The organism is Loktanella salsilacus (assembly GCF_900114485.1).
Classification (GTDB): domain Bacteria; phylum Pseudomonadota; class Alphaproteobacteria; order Rhodobacterales; family Rhodobacteraceae; genus Loktanella; species Loktanella salsilacus.
Genome location: NZ_FOTF01000004.1, coordinates 228,814 through 239,680 on the forward strand (window position 1 = coordinate 228,814; position 10,867 = coordinate 239,680).

The window sequence follows — 10,867 nt, forward strand, 5'->3', positions numbered from 1 at the left end:
TGACCCGTAAACATGGTCTGAAATTGGACTGGGGATAACCATGTCAGAAAACTGGATCGACCGCTTTCCGGGCCTTGCGGCCTTGGCCCCCGATATTCGTGATACGCTGGTGAACGAAAGCGCCATTGTGTCCGTGCCAAAGGGAACGCGTATCTTTGGTCCGGGGCAGTCGCCGGAAAACCTGCTGCTGTTGCTTGATGGTGCGGTGCGGGTACATCAGACGTCAGAGCAGGGGCGCGAGATCGTGCTTTACCGCGTGGCTGCTGGCGAAAGCTGCGTTCTGACAACGGCCTGTATGCTGGCGCACGAGGATTATTCCGCCGAAGGCCATGCTGATACTGATGTGCGGGCCGTTGCGATCCCGCGCCGGGTCTTTGACGATCTGGTGTCGCGGTCCATCCCGTTCCGCAACTTTGTCTTTGCCGCATATTCGCAGCGGATCACGGACCTGTTTCACGTGATCGAGGAGATCGCCTTTCAGCGCCTCGATATCCGCCTTGCGCAGCGTCTGCGGGTGCTGGCGGGCGACAAGGACGAGGTACGCACAACGCATCAGGACCTTGCCGTTGAGCTGGGCTCCGCGCGCGAAGTGATCTCTCGGCAGTTGCAGGAATTCCAGCGGCGCGGGTGGATTTCCCAGTCGCGCGGGCGGATCGAATTGCTTGATTCGGCCGCAATCGCCGGATTGGCCGAGGCCGCTTAGCACATTTTTACGAATTCGTCGTGGGTTGGTGACAACGTCACCGACGGGGCGCTGCTGATACCTTAAGTGTGAGTCGCAACACATAGAAGGATCAGACCGATGACAAACAATGTTGGCACCACCGATCGTACGTTACGCCTGATTGCAGGGGTGATCCTGCTGGCCGTGACGTGGATCGCACCGATCGCCGTCTTTCACGGCACAGCAGCTGTTGCGATTGCCACGATCGTTGGCTTGATCTTGGTCGGCACCGCGTTGTTCCGGTTCTGCCCACTGTACCGCCTGCTTGGCAAAAACACTTGCGCGGTGAAGTGATGGAAACTGCGTTCACTCCTTGGCAGTCGCTGGGCGGCGGTGCGTTGATTGGTCTGGCTGCTGTCCTGCTGATGGGACTGCACGGCCGCATCTTTGGCGCGACTGGTATCCTGACAGGGCTGATTGCCCCGGCGTCCAAGTCCGACTTTTCGTGGCGGGCGGTTCTGTTGCTGGGCATGGTCAGTGGGCCACTGTTGGTCTTGGCGATCAGCGGCAGTTTTCCAGCGGTTGATGTGCCGGTGTCAAACCTGATGCTGGTGCTGGGCGGTTTGCTGGTCGGCGTCGGCGTGACCTTTTCCGCAGGCTGCACATCGGGCCACGGCGTTTGCGGCCTTGCCCGCCTTTCGCCACGCTCGCTTGCGTCAGTTCTGACGTTCATGGCGGCGACTGCGGTCACCGTTTACATCATTCGCCACGTGATCGGAGGTTAAGATCATGCGTTACATCTCTCTTTACCTCATTGGCCTGATTTTCGGCACCGGTATTTCCGTGTCGGGCATGGCGAACCCAGCCAAAGTGCTGAACTTCTTTGACGTCGCAGGCACATGGGACCCCAGCCTTGCCTTTGTGATGGGCGGGGCAGTGATCGTCACGTTCCTTGGCTATCGCTTCGTGCTCAAACGGCCCATGCCGATGATGGAAGAACGTTTTCATCTGCCCACCAGCCGCGTGATCGATACGCGTTTGCTTGGCGGCTCTGCCGTGTTTGGCATCGGTTGGGGCATCGCGGGCTTTTGCCCCGGCGGTGCGCTGCCAGCGCTGGGCACCGGATCGCTTGCCGTCTTTATCTTCGTTGGCGCTGCAATAGCGGGTATTTTATTGGCGCGTACTATTACCGCCGCCCGCACACCGCGCGCTTTGACAGCCTAAAAGGACACCTGAAATGACTGATTTTCCCGTCGATATGACCGTCAAACCCGAAGTGACCGCATTCTTTGACGATGCGACCAACACGATCAGCTATGTGGTCAAGGACCCAAACTCGACGTCCTGCGCGATCATCGACAGCGTGATGGACATCGATTATTTCGCTGGGCGTATCACCTATGATCACGCTGATAAGATGATCGCCTTTGTACGTGACAACGGCCTGACACTGGAATGGCAGATCGAAACCCACGTCCACGCCGACCACCTGTCCGCTGCGCCCTATATTCAGGACGCGCTGGGCGGAAAAATAGGCATCGGCGACAAGATCATGGTCGTGCAGGAAACCTTTGGCAAAATCTTTAACGAAGGCACGGAATTCCAGCGCGACGGCTCGCAGTTTGATGCGCTGTTCAAGGATGGCGACACCTATAACATCGGCGGCATGAAGGCGTTTGCGATCTACACGCCGGGTCATACGCCAGCCTGCATGGTGCATGTCATCGGCGACGCCGCCTTTGTTGGTGACACGCTGTTCATGCCTGACGGCGGATCGGCCCGCGCCGATTTCCCCGGCGGTGATGCCGCCACGCTTTACGACAGCATCCAGCGTGTGCTGACCCTGCCGGACGATATGCGTCTGTTCATGTGCCACGATTACGGCCCGAATGGCCGCGATATTCAGTGGGAAACCACTGTTGGCGACGAACGCGAGCACAATATCCATGTCGGCAAAGGGGCCACGAAAGAAGAGTTCGTGAAATTCCGCACCGAACGAGATGCGACGCTGGCCGTGCCAAAGCTAATTATTCCATCCCTGCAAGTAAACATGCGGGCCGGTGAAATGCCCCGGGATAAAGACGGCAACATGGTACTGAAAGTGCCGGTTAACGGCCTTTAATGGCCAATTGGGAAGGTTGTCAGCAATGGATATCAGGGAACTGACAGAAGGCGTCTCTGTCGCGCCGCAGATCGCGGTGGACGACATGGCCGCGATCAAGGCCGCTGGTTTTGCCAGCGTCATCAGCAACCGCCCCGACGGCGAAGAGGCTGGTCAGCCATCCTTTGCCGACATCAAGGCGGCGGCAGAAGCGGCGGGCCTGCAGGCCCTGCATATGCCCGTTGTGTCTGGTCAGATCGCGCAGGCTGATGTTGCTGCCTTTGGCGCGGCGCTGACGTCCTTGCCGGGCCCGGTGCTGGCCTTTTGCAAATCCGGCACGCGGGCGGCGACGCTTTGGACCCGCTCGCAAGCCGGACAGCGGCCCGTGGCAGAGCTTTTAGCGCGCACAAATGCGGCTGGCTACGACATGGGTGCGACGGTCGCTGCGATGGCTGAAACTGCACCCCCTGCGCTGGCAGAGCCTGATGTCCGCTCTGACATCGTCATCGTGGGGGCAGGGTCTGCCGGAATTGCGGTAGCGGCTAGTTTGCTAGCCCGCGACGGCGGTCTTGATATCACCATCATCGACCCTGCCGACGTTCATTATTACCAGCCCGGCTGGACGATGGTTGGCGGTGGTGTCTTTGATGCCGCGCAAACCAAACGTATGATGGGACCACTGATCCCTGACGCTGTCACTTGGATCAAGGCCGGGGTGGCGGAATTTCTGCCCGATGCCGATGCTGTCGTCTTGGGTGACGGGCGCGTTGTCGGCTACAAGCGTTTGATTGTGTGTCCGGGACTTGAACTGCATTGGGACGGTATCGCGGGGCTCAAGGACACGCTGGGCCGCAATGGCGTCACCTCGAACTATCGCTACGATCTAGCACCTTATACTTGGGAACTTGTGCAGGGGCTGAATAAGGGCAAGGCGATCTTTACCCAGCCCGCGATGCCAATCAAATGTGCCGGTGCGCCGCAAAAGGCGATGTATCTGTCCGGCGATGCGTGGTTTCGGCGCGGCGTGCTGAAAGACATCGACATTCAGTTCATGAACGCGGGCGGCGTGTTGTTCGGGGTCAAGGACTATGTCCCGGCACTAATGGACTATGTCGCCAAGTATGACGTGTCGCTGAACTTTTTCCATACGCTGACAGCCGTGGACGGGGCGGCAAAGACGGCGACCTTTAAGGTCGGCACCCCCGGCTCTGACCCGAAAGAGGTCACCGTTGATTTCGACATGATCCACGTTTGCCCTCCGCAACGCGCGCCAGCCTTTATCCGCGAGTCCGCGTTGGCGGATGCGGCGGGCTGGGTCGATGTCGATCAAGCCACCCTGCGCCATAAGACATACTGCAATATCTGGAGCCTTGGCGACGTGATGAACGCCCCCAATGCCAAGACAATGGCGGCCGCGCGCAAGCAGGCCCCGGTCGTCGCGGTCAATGTTCTGGCCGATATCGCAGGCAAATCTGCTGTTGGGATCTATGACGGTTATGGCTCGTGCCCGCTGACGGTCGAGAGGGGCAAGATCGTGCTTGCAGAATTTGGCTATGGCGGCGCGTTGCTGCCTAGTTTTCCAGAATGGCTGATCGATGGCACCAAACCCAGCCGTCTGGCTTGGGCGCTGAAAGCGCAGGCTCTGCCGCAGGTTTATTGGCATGCCATGCTCAAGGGGCGCGAATGGATGGCCGGGCCGGAAAAAGCGCCGCTCTGAACCGATTATCGCGCCGGGGCCCATCCCGGCGCGTCATACATTGAAAGCACTGCCATGACGACGAATGCCTTAGCCCGTTATCTGCCAATCCTAACTTGGGGTCGGACCTATAATCGCGAAAACCTGTCCAACGATCTGGTCGCCGCTGTGATTGTGACGATCATGCTGATTCCGCAATCGCTGGCTTATGCGATGCTGGCAGGCCTGCCACCAGAGGCGGGGCTTTACGCGTCAATCGCGCCGATTATCCTATACGCGATCTTTGGCACCAGCCGCGCGCTGGCGGTCGGACCGGTGGCGGTCGTGTCGCTGATGACGGCGGCGGCGATTGGGAATATCGCGGACCAAGGCACCATGGGCTATGCTGTTGCCGCGCTGACGCTGGCGGGGCTGTCGGGCGTGATGATGCTGCTGATGGGGATCCTGCGGCTTGGTTTTTTGGCAAATTTTCTGTCGCATCCCGTCGTGGCGGGTTTCATCACCGCCTCTGGCATCTTGATCGCGCTGAGCCAGCTTAAGCATATTCTTGGCATCAGCGCCTCTGGCGATACGCTGCCAGAGCTGGTGGAGACGCTTTTTGCCCACTTAGGCGATGTGAACCTGATCACGCTGATCATCGGCGTAGGGGCGACCGCCTTTTTGTTCTGGGTGCGTAAAGGCCTGAACCCACTGCTGCGCAGCTATGGGATTAAGCCGGCCTTGGCTGGTGCGCTGACCAAGGCTGGTCCGGTGTTGGCTGTGGTCGTGACAACTGTTGCCGTATGGGTGTTCGGCTTGTCGGATCACGGCGTCAAAATTGTGGGCAGCGTCCCGCAAAGCTTGCCGCCGTTGACGATGCCGTCGATCTCTCCAACACTGGTGGGGCAGTTGTTGCTGCCTGCGCTGCTGATTTCAGTCATCGGGTTTGTGGAATCGATCTCGGTTGCGCAGACCTTGGCGGCGAAGAAACGTCAGCGGATTGACCCCGATCAAGAACTGATCGGCCTTGGCGCGGCCAACGTCGCCGCCGCTTTTACAGGTGGCTTCCCGGTAACGGGCGGGTTTAGCCGGTCGGTGGTGAACTATGACGCCGGGGCCGAAACGCCGGCTGCCGGTGCCTATACCGCTGTTGGCCTTGCGATTGCCGCCTTTGCGCTGACACCGCTGATCTATTTTCTGCCGACTGCGACGCTGGCCGCGACGATCATTGTGGCCGTGCTGTCGCTGGTCGATTTTTCGATCCTGCGCACAAGCTGGTCCTATTCGCGCGCTGATTTCGCCGCCGTGCTTGTGACGATCCTGGCGACTCTATGGTTCGGCGTGGAAACGGGCGTGTCGGCCGGTGTGATCCTGTCGATCCTGCTGCACCTGTACAAAACGTCCAAGCCGCATATCGCAGAGGTCGGCTGCGTGCCCGGCACCCAGCACTTCCGCAATATCAACCGCCATGATGTCCAGACCAACCCGGCCATCCTGACCCTACGCATCGACGAAAGCCTGTATTTCGTGAATGCCCGCTACCTAGAGGATTATGTGCTGGACCGCGTCGTGCGCGACAAAGCCATCAAGGACGTCATCCTGATGTGCTCTGCTGTGAACGATATCGATTTCAGTGCGCTTGAAAGCCTTGAATCGCTCAGCGCGCGGCTGTCGGATATGGGCATCCGCCTGAGCATGTCCGAGGTGAAAGGCCCCGTGATGGACCGCCTGCAGCGCAGTGATTTCCTGACGCATATGACGGGAAAAGTGTACCTGTCGCAGTATGAAGCGATTGAAAGTCTGCGCGATCCGCAGCCGGTGGTCAGCTGACGGCTTTGACACCGGCGGCGGGGCGTGCGCATCATCCTTGCATGCGCATATTTATCCTGATCCTTGTTCTGCTGTGGCCGTCCTTTGGGGCGGCCCAGTCCCGTGCGGCGGTCGATGCACAGTTTCGCGGATGGCTGGAACAGGTGGTCTGGCCGCGTGCGCAGCAAAAGGGCGTCGCGCGGGGCACATTTGACGCGGCTTTTTCTGGTGTCGCATTGAACTGGGATCTGCCCGATCTGGTCCCGCCGGGGATGGTGCCGCCTGCGCAGCAGGTGCAGCGGCAAAGTGAGTTCGGTGCGCCGGGCAAGTATTTCAGCCGCGGCGGTGTTGATGGGGCGACCAGCGTTGGCCGCCAGATGGCCCGGCAGCATGCGACGACTTTGGCGGCGGTAGAGCGGGCGACGGGTGTGCCGGGCCGGATCATCCTTGCAATCTGGGGCCGTGAAAGCGGCTATGGTCGCGCTGATATCCCCCATGATGCTTTTCAAGTGCTGGGCACCAAGGCATTCATGTCCACCCGCGCGCCCTATTTTCTGGACGAGCTGGTTGCCGCTTTGCAGATCGCGCAGCGCGGGGCATCGCCGCGGGGTATGAAAAGCAGTTGGGCGGGCGCGATGGGCCAGCCGCAGTTCATGCCAAGCAACTATTTGTCGTATGCTGCCGATGGTGACGGCGACGGACGGGCGGATATTTGGAATTCTGCCCCCGATACGATTGCGTCGATCGGCACCTATCTTGCGCGCCACGGCTGGCAGCCCGGCCGCGATTGGGGGTTCGAGGTGTCATTGCCGTCGCAGGTGTCTTGCGCGCTAGAGGGGCCTGACCAAGGGCGACGCATTGCGGATTGGGCTGCTATGGGCGTGACGCGCGTGGGCAGCAAAGCGTTTCCGGCGCATGAGCTGGCAGGCGAAGGGTATCTGATGCTGCCAGCCGGGCGCAGCGGCCCGGCCTTTATCGTGACGCCGAATTTCTATGTGCTGAAGGATTACAACACGAGCGATCTGTATGCCTTGTTCGTCGGTCATGTTGGCGACCGTATTCAATATGGCGTTGGCGATTTCGCAGGGCAGTGGGGGAATGTTGGCGGGCTGCTGCGGTCTGATGTGGCTGCGATGCAGCGGGCCTTGATCCGGCAGGGGCTGGATACAGGGGGCGACGACGGACTCGCTGGTTTTCGCACGCGCCGCGCCATCGGACAGTGGCAGGTCGCCACGGGCCGGGCGCAGACTTGCTTTCCTGACGCTGGCATCGTGGCGGCGCTGACGCGCTAAGCGCGATATAGCCGCACTGCCGCAACGCTCACATCTGCCGCAAAGGCGTGACCGATGGCGACAATGCCAAGGCGGCGCAGGTTTGCTGGATTGAACGGTGCGTCCGTGCGGTGCGCCTCGAATGCGGCGAAGGGCAGTCTATAGCTGCCCCAGTCCGGTCCGGGCGTAAAGGCCGTGCGATAGGATTGCCAAGGCCGGGTCAGGTCTGTGGTGCGCAGGCGTATGTCATAGGCTTCGCCGTTCCCGGTGGCATCAACCTCTAGCCCTGTGAAACCCAGCGCCTGCACCTCGGGCGGCAGATCGGCGGCCATCTGGATAAAGCCGCCGTCGTTTTCCAGCGACACCTGTCCCGTAAGCTGCACAGCGTCGCGGCCTTTGATGACAGCTGCCGTGATCTTACCGCGCGACACGCCGCCCATCACGGTGTCGGCCACGTATTCCCAGTTCAGGTTCAATTCCATCGCGCTCTCCTTATGTTCAGCATGATCTAGCGCAGTTGCGCCCGGATCAACGCCGCTCTTGGCGACCAGCGATCCGGGGGATATCACACAGGTCCAATCGCAAAGGAGCCTGCCCCTTGGACCCCGTTACAGATCGCATCAATCGCACCATCGCCACCGAAATCGGGGCGCGCGCCGATCAGGTCAGCGCCGCCGTGGGGCTGCTGGATGGCGGGGCGACCGTCCCCTTTGTCGCACGCTACCGCAAAGAGGTGACAGGCGGTCTGGATGACACGCAGCTGCGCAATCTGAATGACCGGCTGACCTATCTGCGAGAGCTGGAAAAACGCCGCGCCGCGATTGCATCGTCTATCACAGAGCAGGGCAAGATGACCGATGCGCTGACGCGCGCGATTGCTGGTGCGGATACCAAGGCCACGCTAGAGGACCTGTATCTGCCGTTTAAACCCAAGCGGCGTACGAAGGCGATGATCGCGCGGGAAAACGGGCTAGAGCCGCTATTGCGTGCGATTGTCGCTGATCGCAGCCTTGATCCAACGGCAACTGCGCAAGGATATGTCAGCGAAGAGGTCCTGACCGCCAAGGATGCGCTTTCGGGCGCGCGGGACATCCTGATCGAGGAACTGGCCGAAGACGCCGCCCTGCTCGGCCGTTTGCGTCAAATCATGCAAGAAGAGGCAGAGATCACCGCCAAGGTCATTGCGGGTAAAGAAGACGCGGGCGCAAAGTTCAGCGACTACTTTGATCACCGCGAAAGCTGGGCACGCATTCCGTCGCACCGGGCGCTGGCGATTCTGCGCGCCTCGAAGGAAGAGATCGTGACTGTCGATATCTCTCCTGATCCGGAAGTCGTGCTGCCGCGTATTCTGGATGTCATCGATTCGCGGATCGGGATCAAAGGGCAGGCCCCCGGCGATATCTGGCTGCGCGATGCGGTCACTTGGGCGTGGAAGGTTAAGCTAAGCCTGACAATGTTCATGGATCTGATGGGGGATCTGCGCAAACGCGCCCATGACGCCGCCATCGATGTCTTTGCCCGCAACCTGCGCGATCTGCTGCTGGCGGCCCCCGCCGGGGCCAAGCGGACGCTCGGCCTTGATCCGGGCATTCGGACGGGGTGCAAGATCGCGGTGGTGGATGAGACGGGCAAGTTGCTGGACACAGCGACGATCTATCCATTCCAGCCGCGCAACGATCTGCGCGGTGCTTCTGCCACGCTTGCCGACCTGATCCAGCGCCATGGTGTTGGATTAGTTGCGATCGGCAATGGCACCGCCAGCCGCGAATCCGAACGCATGGTCGATGATGTGATCAAGGCACTGCCCGCAGGCCCCAAGCCGTCCAAGGTCATCGTGTCAGAGGCCGGGGCGTCCGTCTATTCTGCCTCTGAACTGGCGGCGAAGGAGTTTCCTGACCTCGATGTTTCGATCCGGGGCGCAGTTTCTATCGCGCGCCGCTTGCAGGATCCGCTGGCGGAATTGGTCAAGATCGCACCAGAGGCGATTGGCGTCGGTCAGTATCAGCACGATGTCGACCAGCGCCGCCTTGCGCAATCGCTGGACGCGGTGGTCGAGGATGCTGTGAACGCCGTGGGCGTGGACCTGAACATGGCCTCTGCCCCGTTACTGGCCCGCGTTGCCGGGGTTGGTCCGACACTGGCGCAGGCCATTGTTAGCCACCGCGACATGAATGGAGCCTTCGCATCGCGTAAAGCGTTGCTCAAGGTCGGCGGGTTGGGGCCAAAAGCCTTTGAGCAATGCGCAGGCTTCTTGCGGGTGCGGGATGGTAGCGAACCGCTGGACGCATCCTCGGTCCATCCAGAGGCTTACGGCGTTGCCCGGCGCATTGTGCAGGCCTGCGGCCGCGACTTGCGCGCGATCATGGGGGATGCGGCCGCGCTGTCCGGCCTGACGGCAGAGCAGTTCGTCGACGACACCTTTGGCCTGCCAACGGTGCGCGATATTCTGGCAGAGCTGGAAAAGCCCGGCCGCGATCCGCGCCCTGACTTCAAGACGGCGACCTTTGCTGATGGTATCAACAGCATCACCGACCTGAAGCCGGGAATGTCATTGGAAGGCACTGTCACTAACGTGGCTGCCTTTGGGGCCTTCGTTGATATTGGCGTTCATCAGGATGGCTTGGTTCACGTCAGCCAGTTGGCCGACAAGTTCATTAAGGACCCACATGAGGTCGTCAAAGCGGGCGATGTCGTCCGGGTCCGCGTCACCGAAGTCGACGTGCCGCGCAAAAGGATTGGTCTAACAATGCGCAAAGACAACGCTGGCACGCCAGATACGCCAACGCAAAGCAAGGCAGGGCGTCCAGAGCGGGGCGGGGCTCGCCCGGCGAAACAAACGGCACCCGTGGCTGATACTGGGAACAGCGCCATGGCGCAGGCCCTCGCTGCGGCGATGAAGGGAAAGTCCTAACTGGTATCTGGGGGCGCAGTGGGCATTTGCCTATTTTGCAGGCGTTTTGAGAAAAGTTCGAGAAAATGTCGAGCAGGGCGTTTTTTCTGCTTGCGCCCTTCGTTCGCTAACCTTAGAAGCCCCTTTACCGGAGACGCAGTGATGCAGACTTGGTGCAGCGGACGGGACGGACGGTTGAGAGACTGGAAGTTTTGGAAGTTGGAAAAATTCTTTGAGGTTTGAGCGGGACGCGCTTTTAGCGCATCTTGTATCTTTTTGCCTCTACGCTGTTTGAAAATTTAGTATCTGAAGAGATATGTGGGCGGTTTGGTTCAGTTCGATGGATCAGACGTCTGTATATCGCGCCTCTAGGATTTAGGTCCGATGATGAGGTGTCAGCTTCACTGTTTGATGTGGTTTCTTGTTATCTTTGGATAACCTGAAGCACAGAAGACAG

General features: G+C 60.1%; 10 protein-coding genes. 9 read left to right on the forward strand and 1 reads right to left on the reverse strand.

Translation table 11 applies throughout. The features are described 5' to 3' along the window. Window positions 1-40 precede the first annotated feature (40 nt). The 8 genes from BM131_RS05210 (at window position 41) to BM131_RS05245 (ending at window position 7,541) form a co-directional block, all read left to right on the forward strand. A complete protein-coding gene (locus tag BM131_RS05210) occupies window positions 41-703 on the forward strand; it encodes a Crp/Fnr family transcriptional regulator (protein WP_090186559.1) in 663 nt (220 codons plus the stop codon). A gap of 99 nt (window positions 704-802) precedes the next feature. Continuing rightward, window positions 803-1,018, forward strand: coding sequence for a YgaP family membrane protein (locus tag BM131_RS05215; RefSeq protein ID WP_090186562.1), 216 nt, complete (start codon window positions 803-805; stop codon window positions 1,016-1,018). Next, the gene (locus BM131_RS05220) at window positions 1,018-1,449 is read left to right on the forward strand and encodes a YeeE/YedE family protein (protein WP_090186564.1); all 432 of its coding nucleotides are present in this window, start codon (window positions 1,018-1,020) and stop codon (window positions 1,447-1,449) included. The genes BM131_RS05215 and BM131_RS05220 overlap by 1 nt, the downstream gene beginning before the upstream one ends. A gap of 4 nt (window positions 1,450-1,453) precedes the next feature. Further along, window positions 1,454-1,888 (forward strand): DUF6691 family protein, encoded by a 435-nt coding sequence (locus BM131_RS05225; RefSeq protein ID WP_090186567.1) that lies wholly within the window; start codon window positions 1,454-1,456, stop codon window positions 1,886-1,888. Between the two features lie 13 nt (window positions 1,889-1,901). Next, window positions 1,902-2,786: an MBL fold metallo-hydrolase gene (locus BM131_RS05230; RefSeq protein WP_090186569.1), complete on the forward strand. Its 885-nt coding sequence runs from the start codon at window positions 1,902-1,904 to the stop codon at window positions 2,784-2,786. A 25-nt stretch (window positions 2,787-2,811) separates the two neighbouring features. Further along, window positions 2,812-4,482, forward strand: a complete 1,671-nt coding sequence (locus BM131_RS05235; protein WP_090186572.1) for a bifunctional protein tyrosine phosphatase family protein/NAD(P)/FAD-dependent oxidoreductase — start codon at window positions 2,812-2,814, stop codon at window positions 4,480-4,482. A gap of 54 nt (window positions 4,483-4,536) precedes the next feature. After that, on the forward strand, window positions 4,537-6,270 hold the full coding sequence (locus tag BM131_RS05240; protein WP_090186574.1) for a SulP family inorganic anion transporter: 1,734 nt from the start codon (window positions 4,537-4,539) through the stop codon (window positions 6,268-6,270). Between the two features lie 41 nt (window positions 6,271-6,311). Continuing rightward, window positions 6,312-7,541: a lytic murein transglycosylase gene (locus tag BM131_RS05245; protein ID WP_090186577.1), complete on the forward strand. Its 1,230-nt coding sequence runs from the start codon at window positions 6,312-6,314 to the stop codon at window positions 7,539-7,541. Here the strand turns inward: BM131_RS05245 and BM131_RS05250 are convergent. After that, window positions 7,538-8,089, reverse strand: a complete 552-nt coding sequence (locus tag BM131_RS05250; protein ID WP_342713943.1) for a CIA30 family protein — start codon at window positions 8,087-8,089, stop codon at window positions 7,538-7,540. The genes BM131_RS05245 and BM131_RS05250 overlap by 4 nt on opposite strands. A gap of 29 nt (window positions 8,090-8,118) precedes the next feature. Here BM131_RS05250 and BM131_RS05255 point away from each other — a divergent pair, with 29 nt between their 5' ends. Next, window positions 8,119-10,431, forward strand: coding sequence for a Tex family protein (locus tag BM131_RS05255; RefSeq protein WP_090186584.1), 2,313 nt, complete (start codon window positions 8,119-8,121; stop codon window positions 10,429-10,431). The last annotated feature ends 436 nt before the right edge of the window (window positions 10,432-10,867 follow it).

Excerpts from the sequence above, each read along its gene's own strand:
- BM131_RS05210 (WP_090186559.1), top strand. The coding sequence starts at position 41 with ATGTCAGAAAACTGGATCGACCGCTTTCCGGGCCTTGCGGCCTTGGCC.
- BM131_RS05215 (WP_090186562.1), top strand. The coding sequence starts at position 803 with ATGACAAACAATGTTGGCACCACCGATCGTACGTTACGCCTGATTGCA.
- BM131_RS05220 (WP_090186564.1), top strand. The coding sequence starts at position 1,018 with ATGGAAACTGCGTTCACTCCTTGGCAGTCGCTGGGCGGCGGTGCGTTG.
- BM131_RS05225 (WP_090186567.1), top strand. The coding sequence starts at position 1,454 with ATGCGTTACATCTCTCTTTACCTCATTGGCCTGATTTTCGGCACCGGT.
- BM131_RS05230 (WP_090186569.1), top strand. The coding sequence starts at position 1,902 with ATGACTGATTTTCCCGTCGATATGACCGTCAAACCCGAAGTGACCGCA.
- BM131_RS05235 (WP_090186572.1), top strand. The coding sequence starts at position 2,812 with ATGGATATCAGGGAACTGACAGAAGGCGTCTCTGTCGCGCCGCAGATC.
- BM131_RS05240 (WP_090186574.1), top strand. The coding sequence starts at position 4,537 with ATGACGACGAATGCCTTAGCCCGTTATCTGCCAATCCTAACTTGGGGT.
- BM131_RS05245 (WP_090186577.1), top strand. The coding sequence starts at position 6,312 with ATGCGCATATTTATCCTGATCCTTGTTCTGCTGTGGCCGTCCTTTGGG.